Source organism: Psychrobacter sp. M4, assembly GCF_055699795.1.
The window spans coordinates 2,513,298-2,532,058 of the sequence record NZ_CM146740.1 but is presented as its reverse complement, the minus strand read 5'-3'; the positions used below and the strand labels follow the sequence as shown (position 1 = coordinate 2,532,058).

Genomic DNA, 18,761 nt, shown 5'->3' with positions numbered 1-18,761 from the left:
TCGAATATGAGCCTTATTATGAAAATATATAAAGTAGGTCTACCGTTTATTGGCATGTCATCTTTGATGTTATTAATGTCACCTTTAGCAAATGCTGCTGAGATGTCGCACATGGATCATGGCAGTATGGATATGTCAGATATGGATCATAGCAGCATGGATATGTCGGGTGATATGTCAGGTATGGACCATAGTGGCATGTATATGTCAGGCGATATGTCGGAGATGGACCATAGTGGCATGGATATGTCAGGCGATATGTCGGATATGGACCATAGTGGCATGGATATGTCAGGTGACATGTCAGGTATGGACCATAGTGGCATGGACATGTCAGATGATATGTCGGGCATGGATCATGGCAGTATGGATATGTCTGGGATGCAAGGCGGTGAACCGCCAGCCGATGCTCGTAGTCCAGATTATTCAAATGGCGTTCCTTATGGAGAGCATGGGAAGCCTTTGATGATGGGTAGCTTACCGTTATGGGGCGTGTCAGTAGATGATTTGGGTTATCAGTTTGACGAGGATCAAATCAATTATGAGTTTGATACGTGGTACGGTACAGATAGCCATCGCGTATCGCTACGTAGCGAAGGTAGTATCCAAACTAAAGATGAAAAAGAAATTGATAGCTTAACCTCATTATCATACTGGAAGCCGCTTAGTATCTTTTGGAATGGGGAGGCTGGTGTTGCTTATGATACCGAAAATGATAAATCTGCCGTGATGGCTGGTATCACAGGCACTGCGCCATACTTCATCGAAACTGATGCTAGAGCGTATTTATATACTGATGGGCAAGTCCGGCTTGATTTAGCTGCGGAGTACGAGTGGCGTTTAGATCAGCATTGGGTAGTCATTCCAGAAGTAGAGCTGACGGCATTTAGTAAAGATGACACTGATAATAATATTACTAAGGGATTTAACGAATTAGAAACCGAAGTTAGGCTGACTTATGAGACATTGAGTCGACAGCTCGCGCCTTATGTGGGTATCAGCTATGAGACCGCTTTAGGCAACACAAGAGATTTGCGACGTCAAGAAGACGAAGCTGTTGATTCTAGTAGCGTGACAGCTGGTGTAAAATTTTGGTTCTAGTGTTAACCATGTAAGCAAAAAACAGTTTATAACACTAGCTCTAAAAAAAGGCACCTCTTCATTTAGGTGCCTTTTTTACTAAATTAAGGACATGAATATGAATAATCATATGGATAATAAACAGAAGCAAATGAACCCCTATGTGAAGTTCACCCTGATGATTTTAACATCGACAGTGGTGATGTTTATCATGATGTATTTTAATACTTATCAATGGGATCACATTTACTTTAGCGAAACCAGAGCTTATATGGCGTTATATATGGGCGCTATGATGGCTATTATCATGCTCGCCTTTATGACCAATATGTATAAAAAGACCAAGGTCAATCTCATGGTTTATGGGATTAGTGTCGTGCTATTTGCCTTTGGTTTATGGGGCGTTAGATCACAACAAACGGTCGATCAAGTGGATTGGATGCAAGCGATGATACCGCATCACTCGATTGCTATTTTGACCAGTACCCGTGCTGATATCGAAGATCCACGCGTACGACAGCTTGCTGATGACATTATCGAAGCACAAAAGCGTGAGATCGGTGAGATGCAGCAACTGATTAATGAGTTGGAATAAACAGTCATAAATTTTAAACACTTTGTATTAGGTGTTATTAAGTAAGTAGCCTATTGAAAGGTGTACGTACACATGCCAGTGCTATATCATTACTAATACTAAGGAAATAACATATGGAGTCCTTGTAATGGTTATTATGATGCACGGTATGATGAATGCGCCTATGCATGGCATGATGAATGGGTCAATGCATGGTATGGGTTGGGGAGGATCTATTGTCTCCTTATTGTTTACAGTACTGATTTTTGTGGTACTGATATTAGTTATTATGTCGCTAATTAAATATCTGCGTAAACCAGACTGAGTCTTAGGCTTAATTAAATTGTTAGGCATGTAAAGCAAGAGTAGAGACAATGGCTATCAGCGATAGATATAACTGATTCAAAATCTCTACTCATGGTCTTCAAGGAGTGGTTTTATGAAACATGTTGACGATGCCAAATCTATAAAAGGCGGACAGTACGATAAAGTTCCCGAAAACTATAACGGTACAGTCTATGCTTGCCCAATGCATCCGGAAGTTAGAGATGTTGAGAAAAGCGATTGTCCAATATGCGGTATGTTTCTTCAACCTGAAGACGAGGTTGCTGACTCTAGCAATAATGATGATAGTCACGCCAGTTGTCATGGAAAGGGTAGTAGCGAGGTAAAATCTATCAAAGGCGGTAAATACGACAAAGTACCAGACGATTATGAGGGTACGGTCTATGTCTGCCCGATGCATCCCGAAGTCCGAGACGTTGAGAATAGTGGCTGTCCGATATGTGGCATGGCACTTGAGCCAGAAACGGTTACTATCGGTGAGGAAGACACGTCTGAGCTTGATGATATGACGCGTCGATTTTGGGTTTGTGCCGTTCTTACTTTACCGCTATTTTTATACGCCATGAGCGATATGTTTGGGATAAACTTAGATCAGATTGGGCCACTCGATATCTCTGGACAACTTGGTCAAATCATACAATTGGTGCTCGCTACTCCGGTTGTACTTTGGGGCGCTGCGCCATTCTTTGTGCGCGGTTGGCAGTCTATAAAAAGCCGCAATCTAAATATGTTTACCTTGATTGCGCTAGGTGTAGGCGCTGCTTATATTTTTAGTATTGTCGCGACCTTTTTTCCTAATATTTTTCCAGACAGCTTTAGAGATGGCGCTGGTCAAGTGGGGGTGTATTATGAAGCGGCAGCTGTCATCGTAACCTTGGTGCTACTTGGCCAAGTGCTGGAGTTGAAAGCCAGAAGCCAGACCTCGGGCGCAATCCGTGCTTTACTTGAGCTCGCACCGCCGACTGCAAGACGTGTCGATGAACACGGTAATGAAGTCGAAGTCTCACTTGATGAAGTCGTCAGTGGCGATAAGCTAAGAGTTAGACCAGGGGAGAAGTTACCAGTAGACGGTACTGTGCTCGATGGTAATAGTAATGTTGACGAATCAATGGTAACGGGCGAGCCTATTCCTGTATCGAAGGTAGCAGGAGATACAGTCACTGGCGGTACGGTGAATGGTACTGGCACGCTATTGGTCGAAGCGGTCAATGTCGGAGCAGATTCGGTATTATCCAAAATCGTGCAAATGGTTAGTGAGGCTCAGCGTAGCCGTGCGCCTATCCAGCGCTTGGTAGATCAGGTGGCTGGCTGGTTTGTGCCCATTGTGATTGTCACCTCCATCATAACCTTTATTGTGTGGGCGATATTCGGCCCTGAGCCGGCTATGGCTTATGCACTGGTCAACGCTATCGCGGTACTCATCATCGCTTGTCCTTGTGCGCTAGGACTTGCCACGCCGATGTCAATCATGGTCGGTACGGGAAAAGGCGCGCAAAATGGCGTCCTTATCAAAAACGCCGAAGCGCTAGAGACCATGGAAAAGGTCGATACTATTGTCGTTGACAAGACCGGAACGCTAACCGCCGGTAAGCCTGAGCTGACTGCTATTGATGCGCTGGCAGGTCAAGATGAGGATGAATTTTTAGCGCTAGTAGCGGCAGTAGAAAGCGCCAGTGAGCATCCTTTAGCAGAAGCTATCGTGAGAGCCGCGCAAGATAGATCACTCATTATTCCTAAAGCTACTGACTTTAATTCGACCACCGGTGAGGGCGTACAAGCCGTAGTCAATGGTAAACAGGTAGCTATCGGTAACTCAAAGCTTATGGAGAGCTTAAACAGCTTCGATCAGGATTTATCTACTAAAGCCGACGTGCGTAGAAAGGATGGTGAAACGGTCATGTTCGTGGCTATAGACGGTAAAGCTGCTGGTATTATTTCAGTGGCTGACCCTATTAAACCAAGTACCAAAGAGGCTATTTCACTGCTTCATGACGCAGGACTAAAAGTCGTCATGCTGACCGGCGATAACGAAAAAACCGCGCAGGCCGTCGCCAATAGATTAGGCATCGATGACGTCCATGCGGATGTGTCACCAGAAGACAAAAACCGCATCGTCAAAGAGATGCAAGACAGCGGTAAATTGGTGGCGATGGCAGGCGACGGTATCAACGATGCGCCCGCATTAGCGCAGGCGGATGTCGGTATCGCTATGGGTACTGGTACTGATGTGGCGATGGAGAGTGCAGGGGTGACGCTATTAAAAGGTGATCTAATGGGTATTGCAAAAGCTCATAAGCTCAGTCATTCGACCATGCGCAATATCAGACAAAACCTGTTCTTCGCCTTTATCTACAATGCACTTGGCGTACCGATTGCCGCAGGTGTGCTCTATCCCTTCTTTGGACTGCTGCTTAGTCCTATGATAGCAGCGGCAGCTATGAGCTTGTCGTCAGTATCGGTGATTGGTAATGCGCTGAGATTGCGTACTTTGGATTTGTGATTGCTGATTAGTACTACAACTTATGTGTTAATCTAATTAAAAAGAGACGTTAATCATGTTAGATTTAGCCAGTATGAGTCCAAAAGATATCCGAGCATTGATTAGAAAAAATGAGATCGATGTGCCTACCTCTGGTATGAGTAAAGGTCATGTGCAAGCAAATTTAGTCGTAGTACCTAAAGATTTGGCTTATGATTTTTTATTGTTTGCCCAAAGAAACCCTAAGCCCTGTCCTGTTTTAGATGTAACCGATATCGGTAGTGCTGAGCCAAAACTCATGGCAAAAGGGGCGGACTTAAGGTTTGATATACCAAGATATAGAATATATAAATATGGTGAATTGGTTGATGAGGTAACAGACTTAGAGGATTACTGGAGAGATGATCTGGTCGGCTTTTTACTAGGATGTAGTTTTTCTTTTGAATCTGCTCTACTAAATGCCTCAATTCCTATCAGACATATCGAAGACAATCATAACGTCCCTATGTATCTCACCACGATAGAGACTGAGCCTGCTGGCAATTTTTATGGAAAAATGGTGGTGAGTATGAGACCGATCCCGTATCAGCTGATTACCAGAGCCGTGCAAGCCACTTCTAGGTTTCCTCAAGTTCACGGTGCCCCGATTCATATAGGCGATCCTAGTCTTATAGGTATTAATGATATAAATTCCCCTGATTTTGGAGAGCCTTCAATCATAAAAGAAGGTGAGGTTCCTGTGTTTTGGGCATGCGGTGTCACCCCTCAAAGCATAGCCATGACCAGCAAGCCTGAGCTTATGATTACTCATGCCCCGGGATATATGTTTATCTGCGATCCAAAAGATGAAAGCTTGGCGGTGTTATAGCTGAAAAATGCCTAAGCTACAAGCTGTTGTAATAGTTTAAGCGATAGCTGACCTTCCACAAAAAGGCGGTACTGAATTGAACCAGTACCGCCTTTGATTTGCTGTTTTTAAAGCAACTTATAAAAAACGCCAATCAATAACAGCGTTTTATGCTAAATGATGAACCTCCTGCAAACCATAAACAAGGGTCTCTAGCCCCTCCATTCTGGCTTTTAGCTGCAGTGATAAATACTGAGAGTAGTGCCGCGACTGATGCAATTTGCCACCGTGAAACCATAATGCCTGTTGCTGGGTGGGTTTCCACATATTTCTTAACTCACCTTCCCAAGGCCCCGGATCTTTCTTGGTATCTGACCCCATACCCCAGCACTTACCAACTTTGTCAGCCACTTCTTGCGAGATTATTTTTGCCGCCCAGCCATTCATAGAGCCATACCCCGTGGCATAGACAATCAAATCCGCCTCTAACTCTGTACCATCGGTGAGCACTACCGAATGCGGTTTAATATGATCAATGCTAACGCCAGATTTAAGCTTTATTTTACCTGTAGCTACCAGCTCGGATGCGCCCACGTCAATATAGTAACCAGAACCTCGACGCAGATATTTCATAAATAGACCCGTATGATCTTCACCAAAGTCGAGCATAAAGCCTGCATCGGTTAGCTTTTGATAAAAATCAGCATCGATCTCTGCCACTTTACGATAAACCGGCTCATGAAATTGCGGCATGATTTTAAAAGGAATAGAGCCGAAAGTCAGATCGGCTTTATAGGTAGTCATGCCATTTTCAACCGCCTCTTCTGAATATAAACCGCCGAGCACCTCATCCATCAAGGTATCTGATTTGATAATATGCGTTGAAGAGCGCTGGATCATGGTGACGTCTGCGCCATTTTCCCAAAGGGTAGCGCAGATATCATGCGCTGAGTTGTTTGCGCCCAGCACAACACATTTTTTGCCTTTATACGCCTCGCCGCCCAGATGCTGGCTTGAGTGATGCTGCTCTCCTGCAAAGTCTTCCATACCAGAGATTTCAGGAGTATTTGGTAATCCCGACATGCCAGTGGCCAACACCAGCTGCTTAGGATGCAGCACTAAACGTTCACCGTCTCTATCGACCTCTACATCCCACTGCTGCAACGCCTCGTCAAAGGAGGCGCTGACACATTCCGTCGAGCCCCAATAGTTAAGTTCCATAAGCTTGGTGTACATCTCTAACCAGTCGCCAATCTTATCTTTTGGGGTAAATACCGGCCAGTTCTCAGGAAAAGGAATATAGGGCATGTGGTCGTACCACACCGGATCATGCAAGCACAACGACTTATAACGGTTGCGCCATGTATCCCCCGGCTTTGGCTGCTTATCAATGATAATGGTCGGAACCTCAAGCTGGCGTAAACGAGCGCCAAGACCGATACCGCCTTGTCCGCCGCCCACGATTAAGCAGTAAGGCTGCTCGCTATAACCCAAATTCTCCTTCTCAAGTTCGCGTTTTTCCAGCCAGGTTAAACGATCAGGGTTAATGCCATGTTCGGCACCTTGTGGACGCAGCTTTTTACGCTTTTCAGGGTAGTCTTTAAGCTCAGTCATGGTGGTTAGTAATGTCCAAGCTTTGCCATCACGCAGGCGTAGATGTCCATAACCTTTGGCTACTTTGGTATTAAAGCTTATCCAAGCTTCTATAATCCCATCAGTTTCGACCGCTTCTTCATCAAGCTGCCAGTTATGCGGCTGGGTAGTCTCTAAGGTATGCGCCAGCATCTCTTTGATAGCATCTTGCCCCTCTAGCGTTTTTATATTCCAAGTAAAGGAAACTAGGTCACGCCAATATCCTTCGGCCTCAAAACATTCGGCGGCTTTGTCTATATCTTGTGCACGCAAGGCGTGATCAAAGTCTTGTAGCCAGTCGGTGACTTGCTGGCTTGCGGATAGTTTGTTGTCCTTATTTTGTTTCATCATAAGATTCCTCTCCATGGTTATCTTAATTTACGTCATCGCTGAACTTCAGGTGCAGCGGTAAACGTTTACTGAAAAGCAACTTTTTAAGGCGCATCAAAATACATAACCTATTGATATACAATAATATTCTTTTAAAGGATAAACAAGAAGAAGTACATTGTTTTTGTAGCTATTATTATCTAAATATCTTTGCCATATATATTTTTAATAAAAGTATAGTGAATCCTAAATAAATAGAGTACAGCTATTATAGCGTGCTACTGGTATAAATTTTCCTTGCTTGCTGTGCGACTTTGTCACTGTTCGATGCTGCGTAAAATTCATCCCAGTAGCACTGTATTTATTTTATAGTGGAATGACTATAGTACAGCCTATAGGCTGAGTGGGGTTTGCGATACTCGACACTATAAAATAATCTATGTTAAAGGCTGTCCTAGATAAGCAAAATAATCTAGGATAGTCTTTAAATCATTAGCACCTAAACTATTGATATTTAAACTATTAGCAACAGGCGAGATCATCATGAAATTAAACCTAACACCGCCTTTAAAGCCAAGCTATTGGCAACAGTCCATTGCTCCAGTAGGAGTATTGCCTGCGTTAACTGGTGAGCATCAAGCTGATATAGTGATTATCGGCGGTGGTTTTGTGGGGCTATGGACGGCCTTAACTATCAAGGAATATGAACCCGATTGTAAGGTGGTCGTGCTCGAGCAAGATATTTGCGGCGGCGGCGCTTCAGGACGCAATGGCGGCATGGTGATGTCTTGGTGGCCTAAGATTAGCTCATTGAATGTTCTTTGTAGTCCAGAGGAGACCTTGTTCTTAGCAAATGCCTCAGAGCGAGCCATCAGTGAGTTAGGTGAGTTTTGTTTGCAGCACAATATCGATGCTCATTTTGTACAAAAGGGCTGGTTGTGGACAGCGACTACGCCCGCTCACGTCAACGCTTGGGACAGTACCCTAAAAGTTTGCGAGCGTTTAGGGGCAGCGCCATTTGAACGTCTTTCTGTCGAGGACTTGCAGCGCCGTACCGGCTCTAGCAGTCATCTTGCTGGGGTTCTAGAAGCATCGAATGCCACCGTACAACCCTTTGCTTTAGTGCAAGGAATGCGCCGCGTGGCCCTAGAGAAGGGCGTCAGTATTTACGAGAAGTCAGGGGTAACTAATATCGTATCGGGTAATCCCGTGCAAGTGCAGACAAAAGGAGGAGTGATAGCCGCGCAAAAGGTTGTGTTAGCAACCAATGCTTGGTCTACATCCATTCCTGCCTTGGCGCGTACAATCGCCGCAGTGAATAGCTCCATTGTGGTTACCAAAAAGCTAAATGAGCAACAAGCGTGGCAAGGAGGAGAGTGCATCACGGATTCGCAGTTGTTAGTAAATTATTATCGCAAAACTCATGACGGCCGCATTGCCTTTGGTAAGGGTACGGGTGCCATGAGTTACGGCTCAATCATTAATGAGGTCTTTAGTGAGGATACAGAGAGTATCGATATGACCCGCGATGATTTTTTTAAGATTTATAGCACCATGGATAAAGAGATTGTAGAGCAAAGTTGGTCAGGGCCTATTGACCGCACCTTTGATAGTCTGCCAGTTTTTGGTTCCTTGTCTGCGCACAATAACATTTTTTATGGTATAGGCTGGAGCGGTAATGGGGTAGGCCCAAGCCGTCTTGGCGGACGTATTCTAGCCAGTATAGCTTTAGAGCGTGATAATGAGTGGAGTCAGTGCAGTCTGGTTGATAGAGCTTATAAACCTTTTCCTCCTGAGCCGTTTCGCTATTTAGGGGGGCGTTTGGTGCGCCGTGCAGTTATCCGTAAGGAGCAGGCTGAGATGTCAGGACGTGATGCCAATGTATTGGATCGTTGGCTGGCTGGTTTGGCACCAGCGGGTCTGGAAGATAAATAAATTGTGTAGGGTTTGATCGCTATTTGTTGGCTGTCGCAAGATGTACTCGATCTATGTATTGCTATGACCATAACTGAACGCTCAAACACGCTATAACTGTCAAATTAGAATCAATCAAAAATAGGGTAGTGGCACAATAAATGCTTATCATTAATACTTGAAAATAGGCCTAATTAAAGAATAAATAGCGATACTCTAAAAGCTAAATATTTGTCAGGTGATGCCTTAAATTAATTAAAAATTACCATCGTAAATGATTGATTGTATTGAGGATAAAATATGAAGTTATATGTGCTAGCGTTGACGCTGCCGTTATTGACCGCTTGTATGAGCATGAAGAATGTCAAAGAGTTGCCCCCAGAGCTGGTTTATCAACCGCCTGTATCGGGTGCGACGGCAACGATCATGGGTAAAATGGAACCGCGCCATACTGCTCTGGTCGGTGATCGTATTGCTTATATTATCGATATCGATGGCAAGCGCGTGCCCAAAGAGAGAAAAGAGGTTTACAGTGATACTTGGGATAATGTCTATCCGCTCACGACAGGTGATCATACGGTAACGGTCACTTATCGTATGGCAGGGCACTATACCAAGCCGACGAAGCTTACCTTTAACGCTGAGGCGAGTAAAAACTATCAGCTAGATTTCGTCACTGATATCGGTACGGCGTGGCTGAGTAAAGACAGTTATGCTGATATTTGGATTAAGGATAAAGCAACGGGGCAGCCCGTGACGGAGGTGGTGCGGACGACGCCACCGCCTGCGCCGAGGACTATTTCTTATCCTATTATTATTAATAATAGATAACTAAATAAGAAAATTTTTTGTCGATTTTAGAAGCAGCTTTAGCATATAGCTAAAGCTGCTTCAGGCGTATATAGAATATTTATTAAGGTATCACTATAAGTCCTTTACAAACTATTCGTTATTGAATAACTTACTCATTATTTGACATATTTCTTTCTCGAATATAATCGTTATAAATAGCGACTTGTTCTTCATGTTTATCAAAATAAAAGTCGAAGAAAGCTCTTTGAGCGAAGCATTTTGGAGTTATGTTATATTCTTCTTCAAAGTTTCTCCATATAAAACCTTCTTCGTCCTCATGAGTTTCGTCACTATCTTCAAAGTAGAATTGATATATGCAATCTTTAGGAATGCTGGGGTCTAAAATCTCGAAAATGCGTTTATCATACAAAATAGGCTCCTTATTATCATTCTCAATACGATAGTACTCTCTATGAATTTCTATTATCTCATAGATTTTCTTATGACTGAGTGCGGTACCCTCAATAATTTTCTTATAAAACTCATCGCATTCGTCAATATTTTTCAGTTTAACTTTCATATACTTTCCTAATAGTTATTAGTTTTAAAATGGATCGTTCTCTCCTGCTCTTTTCCATCCAACAGTAGGGCCGTTCTTTAGTTGATACCAATGGTATTCCTTACCGTTACTGTCCCAACCCTTCTTTTTTGTCCAATCACTAGCTCTACCACCGAATTTTTCTACTAGAACATCTACTTTCCTAATACCACTACCAGTGAACATTACTTCAGTTCTCCTATTAGAATTAGTAGCAATATTCTTGATCATAGCATTACTTGGTTTATTTCTATTCGCATAAGCAATATTGAGTCGTTGTAAATCATCTTTTAATAGGTTAGCCGAATTTCCTGAACTTTTCTTCAAGTCAGTACCTACAACTAAATCAAAGCCTGCTAATAATCTACTCGTAGGAGAGCTGGAACTATTAAATACAGTTAACAAATCATCCGCAATGCCCAATAGTTCATCAGCACCTTGCTCTCTAAAAGAGGTTTTTATATCATCAGCAGTGATCTTTTTGCCAGCTTTTCGTAAATCATCAAGTTTATCAAGAGTTTTGACTAGTATTTTTCCACCAGAACTTACGAGTTTGAAAACTGAATTATTTTTTACAGCTGTCCCAGCTGTATTGGCTGCTACATTAACATCAACATTGGTCAATAATGCTACAGTACCAGCAGATAATTTTGCTATATCCGTAATTTTTACTATTTCATCATCAGTTAAATCAAATGGATTATCAACTAAATAATCACCAATCATCTCGCCTACAGCAGCACCGATCGCACCAGCATCGCAGCTTTGGCTTTTCGCACTCGCTGATACACACCCTACCCCAGCAGCTACTAATTTATGTGCTAAATTATCAGCAAAATCGTTGGAGTCAAAACCTTTTACCAAACTACTAAAGGTTTGGGCTGCAAACACATCTACCAGTGAGCTACGCAAACTATTTTTTAGAGCCTCTTCAAAGCTCATACCATTAATGGTAGCATCAACAACGGCTTGAGTTACTCCAGTACCTACGCCATTTGCTAGCTTCTGTCCAAAAGTATCTGTAGCGGCGCTACCTAAACCTAACTGTGCGCCTACGCCTGCCGTCAACGCTGCAGTTGCCATATTACGAACAGTATCGCTACTCGCCATATCTTTTAACGTTTTACTGATATCGCCCTTGTTATTAATCAAGGTAATAGCAGCTTGCGTCTGTAAAGCAATACCAGCAGCATTAGTAGCTACCATAGATGCGGTGAGACCTGAACCTGCTGGACCTGCTGCGACAGCGATAGCAATAGCGATCAATGCCGCTGCCCCCGGAGTCAACCCTTCTTGTGTATAATCCCACTCTTCTTGAATGAGGTTGACTTGTACCCAGTTGATATCATTACTCTTATCTAAATCAGCTAGATACTCATATCCGGGCTGCTTGGATAGCTCAAGTGCAATTTTACCAAGCTCTTCGGGACTCTTTTGGATACTAGCTTTGGCTTTATTGTTGATATCGACAGTGACATTGACTGGAACTTTTATCGTGACTCCACCAGGTGCAGAAATAGTCGGCGTTTGATTGAATTTAGGCAGGGAGTAGGCAAGGCGAGCATACGGTAACGGTCACTTATCGTATGGCAGGGCACTATACCAAGCCGACGAAACTTACCTTTAACGCTGAGGCGAGTAAAAACTATCAGCTAGACTTCGTCACTGATATCGGTACGGCGTGGCTAAGTAAAGACAGTTATGCTGATATTTGGATTAAGGATAAAGCAACGGGACAGCCCGTGACGGAGGTGGTGCGCACTACGCCACCGCCTGCGCCGAGGACGATTTCTTATCCGGTTATTATTAATAATAGTTGATTGGTGGAGTTCATAAAAATAACTCTGGTACATGACCAGAGTTACTTTTGTCTTGAAGTTGAATTTTTAGACAAATTATTTTTGACTGTTTTAAACTTTAATGCGAAAGATATTATCCATCGCTCAGGCGGTTCTAAAAACCAGCAATCTTTTGATGCTAATTTAGATAAAAATTTAGCCTTTAATCTTGCTTTTTTTCATGGTACCTACGTGCTAAAAACTATCTCTTATACTTTATTGGGAAGTAGTCGTTAACTTTATCAGGGTAATTAATCTCTAAAATTAACTTAAACTCGCTATCCATCTCTTTCATTAACGCTTTACTTTCCTCAGGTTTATAAGTGTTCGTTATAAGCTCTCTTTGAATCCACAACTCACTACCCCGCCACATGTGTTTAGTAAGATGATCATAATAACTAACGCTAATGTAAAGTTTAACAAAGTCAATAATAATATCATTTTTAAAGAAGCTAGTACAAAGCTTGAAGTCCAGCTGTTTGGACAAAAAGTCAAAACAATCTATCTCTTTGGCTCTTACACGTTTTATATTATTAATGAACGACTCTTCGTTTTCTAATTCTTCTGAAAGAAGTTTCCTTGAATAAGCCCATTCAATCATGTAAAAGAAGAAAATCGCATAGTACTCTAGTTCAATTCCAGAAATATCTGAATTAATTTCAAAGTCATCAAATTCTATAATTTTGCTCATAAACGTATCCTAAAATAAGTAATTAGATACTAATTTCGTGTTTAGTTTTGGAGATTCTATGGGAATAACAGCTCCGATTTTAGTCCCAGACTTATCGGTTCTGTTTGTAAACTTCCAAACAGACCAATGCATTTTTTGAGAACCTGGTTTAATTTTTTGACCCGTACTTTGAATAGTTGCACCATTTTTATTTAGATAATAGTCTTTTATCACTTGATTAGACGCTTGTAAACCTCTTGAAGCTTTAGCGGTCATATCTATAACTCTTCTAGGATCTGTCCTTCTTTGAACCCTTCGAACACCATTATCAGCCCGTAGGTTGGGTGAAGCCTGCGACACCCAACGTCATAAAGTAATATAAACCATCAATCATAACTTGCGACATAAAATGCAATACCGAAGGCCCAATGACAAAAGAGCCATCAAGGGGCAAGTTATTTCTTCACCATCAACCTTGCTGATAGATCAAGCGCTTTATTAATTGAGCAAATTGACGTTTTACGATAAGCTTTTAAAACGGCATATAACGTTAACTATAAAACCAACTCATAACTCGTACTACGACCTGCCGCTGCAGACTTTTGCAGCATCCTTTTTTCTATCAAGTCATTGATATCGCGTAGGGCGGTATCGGCTGAGCATTTCATCATCGTTGCCCATTTTTTAGTGGTCAGTTTGCCATAAAAGTTAGTCAATAAAATATTGAGCATCTTTACTTGACGCGCGTTCAAAGCCTGCTCACGATGTCTCTGCCAAAATTTTGCTTTGCCGACTATTTTATCTGTCGTCTCTAGCGCTGATAGCAGTGCTTGCTCTAGCGTTTGCAAAAACCAGACCAGCCAACCTGTGATGTCACTATCACTTTTTTGCGTACGTTCCAATATCTTATAATAATCATTGCGCTGTTTGAGAATCTGCGCCGACATACTATAGAAGCGCTGGGCACTGTCATCACTTTGCGCCAGCACTCGCTCGGTGATAGCGCGGGTCAATCTTCCATTGCCATCATCAAAAGGATGCAGTGTGACAAACCACAAATGAGCGATTCCTGCTTTTATCACCAAATCCAAATGACTTAATTCACCTTTTGGCGTGTTAAACCATAGTAAAAACTGCTCAAGCTCTCGCTCTAATCTATCTGCACTTGGCGCGACAAAATGTACTTGCTCACGGCCATAGCCACCAGAGATAACTTGCATAGGCCCTTGGCTATCATCACGCAGCATGCCCGCTTTAATACGATAAAGGCCACTGTAGCCCGCTGGGAATAGGGCCCGATGCCATCTCAATAAATCATCTAATAATAATGGCTTATCAAAATGATAGGTTGACTCAAGCATCATGGTCACTACCGCGTCAATCTCGCGAGTAGCTGCAGGCATAGCGCTATTATCTACCCCTAAGTGCTGAGCCACAGAAGAGCGTACTTGTTCGATATTTAAGTCTTCCCCTTCTATCTCGGATGTTTTAACGACTTCCAAGGTCACAGCATCAAGCTGGGCTTCGACGTTTAACTCAAAGCCTAAGGTTGAGAGTTTACCGAGTAGGCGTCCTTGTAATATGCGTACACGACTGACGAGAGGCAATAGCGCTTTATCTGACCATTGCCACTCAGTCCAGTCTGATCTTTCATGAATATAGGTAGTATGTTTCATTGTCGTCTCAAATATGCGCTGATTAATGCTATTATTCTCCGCATATTATGCATGGATTAAGTGGTCTATTCAACGCATTTAATGTGTGCAAGGCGACAGGAAAGCCTGTGTCAAAAGGCGAGCGCGGCATTTGGCAACGTCGGTTTTGGGATCATTGTATTCGTAGTGAAGCGGATTATCGGGTTCATATTGACTATATCGCTGTTGTTGAAAATCAGGAACCCTGTGAAGCATGGCTATGTTGAACGGGTTCAGGATTGGCGCTATTCATCATTTTATCGATTTGTGGCAGATAGTTCGTTACCTGTGAATTGGGGTAATTGAATGAATTTTTAAGGGTTATCTGTTGGATGTCGCAAGCTTCACCCAACCTACGTGCTAAAGCCCCAGCTTAAAGAGCAGCGCAAATAAATTATAGGCTCTATCAAACCCCAAAACCCACCCAAAAAAATACCGCTAACCCAATGGCTAGCGGTATTTTAATACTATTTTTATATAGTGGTACCGGTGGTCGGACTCGAACCGACACGCTTTTAAAGGCAACGGATTTTGAATCCTTTGGCTATCTTAAATAACTAGATATACTTAACGATAATAAGCAATGATTAGAGGTAAAATATATTTATAAACAATGACTTAGGTTTAAATCAACTATGTTTAGCTATAACTAAAAAGATGTAACAATATTTTTCGAGTATCAAATAAGTATCAAAATTACTTTTAAAAATTGGTTTATTTAACTGATTTTAGATCTCGTCATTAATTTCAATATGGTGAAGCACATTTATATGACGGACTTCGATTCAGTTAGGAGTATCAAAAAAGTTATCATCACATTGTGCAAAATGTTGAATTGTATAGATTGTAACAATCAAATCTTGGCTCAATCGTTTATTCCTAATTATCACACTGAATGCGCAGCATATCGAATCAGCTGCCATACATTTATTTGCGGCTTAGCCGATAAGCTCTATAGCACATAATTATTTATCCTATGTTAGATATAAGCAGTCGTTAGTAGTCCAGATGCATTTAATGTCACTGACCCACTCCTTATTCGTGCAATTGTCATCAAACTAATAATTTAGCGCGTTTGGATAGTCGAGCTTATTATTTGCTTATGCTTCCTAAAGGTGCAGATGACCTTTTTTTAATATTTAGCACTCTTCATAAGTAGCTTTAAGATCACGTTAAGACATTTCTTTACCAAGGATCCATATTAGTCCAAGCATAAACGTAACCGAGAACCTCTAAGCTATCTATTTTAGATTTAGAAATTTTCTCATCTGGATATTCCTTGTTCTTACATTGTAGTAGCAGACCACCATCAGACTGACTAAATAGTGCTCTTACCCCGTAAAAACTATTCCTTCTTATTAAGTAAAACTTGCCATTTTTTATAGTGCGTTTAGTTAAATCTACTGAGCACTGTGCACCAACACTAATTAGTGGCTCCATCGAACTATCTTCTTGATTATAAAATAAGGTCTTATTTAAGTTAGTATTCGTTCTTCTAGCAATCTCAGATTGCAATCTTAATGTCTCTTCTACATATTTAAAATCTTCTATAAACATACTTAAATTGGAGTATTTCTTTATCTGTTCCAATATTGACCTATTTTCAATAAAATCATCCGCTTTTTCCTCCCATTCTAGCCACTCTTCATACTCTTCTATTTCACGCTCTTGTTCAGCAGAAAGCTGATATTGTTGTTCAATTTTTTCATGCTCACTAAACATTTTAGTTTCAAACTCTTCCTGTAAAAATCGAATGCTATATGGAAGATCAGGTTCTAAACCGAGCTCTGCAATGTAATGATCCCTCATACTTTCTTCGTAAGCGTTCATATAGTCCATAGCGTCGTCAATATCTTCATAAGAACTGTAAGGATATTCACCGTTTAGTATCCAATACTCAGAAGTTTCTAATACTTCAGAGAGGCGGCGAAGATACTCCCCACTTGGACAGGCTTTAGCATTTAGCCATTTAGATACGCTCGATTTGGAAATTCCTATAGCTTTTACAACATCAACTTGCTTTAAGCCTTTAGAGTCCATTAAATCTTTAATTCTCTCAGCCACTTTATCAAGATCCATACTCATAAATAATCCATTGCTGTTGTTAAAAGTTTCTTTTGATAATTCAGTATAAAATAATTAAAGGAAACTTTATATAATATAAATTCTTTTAATGTAACTTTATGTTATAAAGTAACTATTTTTATAATTTAAACCTATCAATAGAAATAAAATAAACACAATTTATACAAATAAAGAACTATCATAAGCTAAAGTCTTCTTATGAGCTATATCTACCTTCATTAGATAACAACTAAATGAGTGAATGCTATGAGTAAAAAAAGTTGGTCAGAATATACAGATGATGAAAAAGAGGTGTTAAGACAAAAAGTTATCGAAGCTGCTCCAGAAACTCCTTTTCCTCCTGAATTTGCCGCCGCCTATATTGGCAAGTCGTTGCACACATTACAACATATGCGCTGTCATCAATCAGACGCTATTACTTATAGCAAAGCTGGCAGGCATGTTTTATATCGTAAAAAACATCTTGATGAATATCTTGATGTCTGCCAAAGGTCATGTACATCAAATTAAATGTTTGTGAAAAGTATTAGTAAATTCAGGACAAATTATATTTAAGGATATTAATGATGAGGAATTCAAAAAATACACCAATTAGCTCTAGTGCCATGCATTATGTTAATCATAATTTCGGTGACTGGGAGCTTGAAACTCGCCATATGACGCGTATAGAGAAAAGCATATATTTAGATATGCGTACGAATTATTTAAAAGATGGTAAGCCGTTTACTTCTGATGTAGATCTATTGGCGCACAGGTTATCTTGTAACAGTGATAATGAAAGAAAGGCCTTAGAAATAATTTTAAAAGATAAATTTAAATTGGATAAACGTACTAAATCTTATAAACACACTGCGTGGGAAACTACTCTAAAAAATTATAGGGCTCGCAACTGGGAAAATAGTACAAACGATACAACAGGCAGTAGTGATGTCACGACTGATGATAGTAACACTATCTCAAACACTCCCTTAACTGATGCTCAAAGAAAAGCCAAGTCACGTGATGCTGAAAAGATAATGCGTCAGCAGTTATCAGACATAGGTGTAGATAGCACAGGCACTAAAGGCATGACTAAGTTGCGAAAATTATTTGACATACATCAGCATAAAATTAACTCAAACAACAATAACATTGCAACGTGTCACTCTGAGAGTCACGCAATAGTCACGCAAAAAGAAGCTATAACTATAAAACATGAACTAGAAAACAGAAAACAAGAAACATTTGAGAGAGAGGCGCACTCACAAGGTTCTTCTATTGTGTGCTCAGATGTTCAAACTGATTTTGTTGAGCAAAATGATACTAACCATGATTTATCCACTAGCGGTTATGATGGTATTGAAAAATGGCAAGCACCCTCAAAGAGCGTTATGCAAGTTGATCTATCTCAGGCAAGTGTGAAATTAGAAATGACAGATAATGAGTATAAGTTACACGTTGAAGATTTTAAAACTTATTACGCAGAGAAGGCTCAGAACGGCAAGCCTTTAGAAAGTGAAGGTATTCGTAAGCTAAGACTACGCCAATGGTTACAGCGTGTTGTAGATGGCCAACGCACTATTAAAAAGCAGACCGATAAACGCTTCAATATCGATGATGAAGACTGGGAAAATGAGAGAAGCAGCAAATCAAATAAGAATGATAGCAGAGAGATTACGACTGATGTTTATCATCCAAGTCATAAAACTTCATCAACTTCTAAAGTTAAAGCCAACCCTAAAATTAATGTAGTTCTTAACGGGTTATGGAGATCATCGCTACCAAATATGTCAGTTGATGAAACCTACACATATATAGGACAACATCAAATGCCTGGCGAGTCGCAGGACGAGACTTATGATCGATTAATAATTGAAATACAAAAAGAAAAATAAATTTGAGAC

General features: G+C 41.1%; 18 protein-coding genes. 11 read left to right on the top strand and 7 right to left on the bottom strand.

Going from position 1 to position 18,761, the window contains the following annotated elements:
- Positions 1-18: 18 nt before the first annotated feature.
- The 5 genes from ACR63N_RS10470 to ACR63N_RS10450 all read left to right on the top strand — a co-directional run bounded on the left by ACR63N_RS10470 (position 19) and on the right by ACR63N_RS10450 (position 5,346).
- Positions 19-1,101 carry a copper resistance protein B gene (locus tag ACR63N_RS10470; protein ID WP_472781991.1) on the top strand — a complete coding sequence of 361 codons (1,083 nt, stop codon included), beginning with the start codon at positions 19-21 and terminating at the stop codon, positions 1,099-1,101.
- Positions 1,102-1,198: 97 nt separating this feature from the next.
- Positions 1,199-1,675, top strand: coding sequence for a DUF305 domain-containing protein (locus tag ACR63N_RS10465; RefSeq protein WP_472781990.1), 477 nt, complete (start codon positions 1,199-1,201; stop codon positions 1,673-1,675).
- 127 nt (positions 1,676-1,802) lie between these two features.
- The gene (locus ACR63N_RS10460) at positions 1,803-1,979 is read left to right on the top strand and encodes a hypothetical protein (protein WP_367106853.1); all 177 of its coding nucleotides are present in this window, start codon (positions 1,803-1,805) and stop codon (positions 1,977-1,979) included.
- Positions 1,980-2,093: 114 nt separating this feature from the next.
- Positions 2,094-4,499: a copper-transporting P-type ATPase gene (locus tag ACR63N_RS10455; RefSeq protein WP_367103966.1), complete on the top strand. Its 2,406-nt coding sequence runs from the start codon at positions 2,094-2,096 to the stop codon at positions 4,497-4,499.
- A gap of 55 nt (positions 4,500-4,554) precedes the next feature.
- On the top strand, positions 4,555-5,346 hold the full coding sequence (locus ACR63N_RS10450) for a putative hydro-lyase (RefSeq protein WP_367103967.1): 792 nt from the start codon (positions 4,555-4,557) through the stop codon (positions 5,344-5,346).
- A gap of 147 nt (positions 5,347-5,493) precedes the next feature.
- Here ACR63N_RS10450 and ACR63N_RS10445 read toward each other — a convergent pair whose 3' ends face one another.
- The gene (locus ACR63N_RS10445; RefSeq protein WP_472781989.1) at positions 5,494-7,308 is read right to left on the bottom strand and encodes an NAD(P)/FAD-dependent oxidoreductase; all 1,815 of its coding nucleotides are present in this window, start codon (positions 7,306-7,308) and stop codon (positions 5,494-5,496) included.
- A 522-nt stretch (positions 7,309-7,830) separates the two neighbouring features.
- On the opposite strand from ACR63N_RS10445, the gene ACR63N_RS10440 reads away from it, so the two are divergent.
- The gene (locus ACR63N_RS10440) at positions 7,831-9,222 is read left to right on the top strand and encodes an FAD-dependent oxidoreductase (RefSeq protein ID WP_367103969.1); all 1,392 of its coding nucleotides are present in this window, start codon (positions 7,831-7,833) and stop codon (positions 9,220-9,222) included.
- 279 nt (positions 9,223-9,501) lie between these two features.
- Positions 9,502-10,032, top strand: coding sequence for a hypothetical protein (locus ACR63N_RS10435; protein WP_367103970.1), 531 nt, complete (start codon positions 9,502-9,504; stop codon positions 10,030-10,032).
- Positions 10,033-10,162: 130 nt separating this feature from the next.
- On the opposite strand, the gene ACR63N_RS10430 is transcribed toward ACR63N_RS10435, so the two are convergent.
- Positions 10,163-10,573, bottom strand: coding sequence for a hypothetical protein (locus ACR63N_RS10430; RefSeq protein WP_367103971.1), 411 nt, complete (start codon positions 10,571-10,573; stop codon positions 10,163-10,165).
- A gap of 24 nt (positions 10,574-10,597) precedes the next feature.
- Positions 10,598-11,857 carry a DUF637 domain-containing protein gene (locus ACR63N_RS10425; RefSeq protein WP_367106859.1) on the bottom strand — a complete coding sequence of 420 codons (1,260 nt, stop codon included), beginning with the start codon at positions 11,855-11,857 and terminating at the stop codon, positions 10,598-10,600.
- A gap of 320 nt (positions 11,858-12,177) precedes the next feature.
- Here ACR63N_RS10425 and ACR63N_RS10420 point away from each other — a divergent pair, with 320 nt between their 5' ends.
- Complete coding sequence (locus ACR63N_RS10420; RefSeq protein ID WP_367106860.1) at positions 12,178-12,411, top strand: hypothetical protein; 234 nt, start codon at positions 12,178-12,180, stop codon at positions 12,409-12,411.
- A 220-nt stretch (positions 12,412-12,631) separates the two neighbouring features.
- On the opposite strand, the gene ACR63N_RS10415 is transcribed toward ACR63N_RS10420, so the two are convergent.
- The 3 genes from ACR63N_RS10415 to ACR63N_RS10405 all read right to left on the bottom strand — a co-directional run bounded on the left by ACR63N_RS10415 (position 12,632) and on the right by ACR63N_RS10405 (position 14,775).
- On the bottom strand, positions 12,632-13,120 hold the full coding sequence (locus ACR63N_RS10415; RefSeq protein WP_367106861.1) for a DUF7832 domain-containing protein: 489 nt from the start codon (positions 13,118-13,120) through the stop codon (positions 12,632-12,634).
- Between the two features lie 9 nt (positions 13,121-13,129).
- Positions 13,130-13,375, bottom strand: coding sequence for a hypothetical protein (locus tag ACR63N_RS10410; protein WP_367106862.1), 246 nt, complete (start codon positions 13,373-13,375; stop codon positions 13,130-13,132).
- Between the two features lie 278 nt (positions 13,376-13,653).
- On the bottom strand, positions 13,654-14,775 hold the full coding sequence (locus tag ACR63N_RS10405) for a Fic family protein (protein WP_367106863.1): 1,122 nt from the start codon (positions 14,773-14,775) through the stop codon (positions 13,654-13,656).
- A 107-nt stretch (positions 14,776-14,882) separates the two neighbouring features.
- Here ACR63N_RS10405 and ACR63N_RS10400 point away from each other — a divergent pair, with 107 nt between their 5' ends.
- On the top strand, positions 14,883-15,020 hold the full coding sequence (locus ACR63N_RS10400; protein WP_367103978.1) for a hypothetical protein: 138 nt from the start codon (positions 14,883-14,885) through the stop codon (positions 15,018-15,020).
- 958 nt (positions 15,021-15,978) lie between these two features.
- Here ACR63N_RS10400 and ACR63N_RS10395 read toward each other — a convergent pair.
- Positions 15,979-16,878 (bottom strand): XRE family transcriptional regulator, encoded by a 900-nt coding sequence (locus ACR63N_RS10395; protein ID WP_472781988.1) that lies wholly within the window; start codon positions 16,876-16,878, stop codon positions 15,979-15,981.
- A 246-nt stretch (positions 16,879-17,124) separates the two neighbouring features.
- Here ACR63N_RS10395 and ACR63N_RS10390 point away from each other — a divergent pair, with 246 nt between their 5' ends.
- On the top strand, positions 17,125-17,388 hold the full coding sequence (locus tag ACR63N_RS10390; RefSeq protein WP_201582887.1) for a MerR family transcriptional regulator: 264 nt from the start codon (positions 17,125-17,127) through the stop codon (positions 17,386-17,388).
- 53 nt (positions 17,389-17,441) lie between these two features.
- Positions 17,442-18,752 carry a DUF1376 domain-containing protein gene (locus ACR63N_RS10385; RefSeq protein ID WP_472781987.1) on the top strand — a complete coding sequence of 437 codons (1,311 nt, stop codon included), beginning with the start codon at positions 17,442-17,444 and terminating at the stop codon, positions 18,750-18,752.
- The last annotated feature ends 9 nt before the right edge of the window (positions 18,753-18,761 follow it).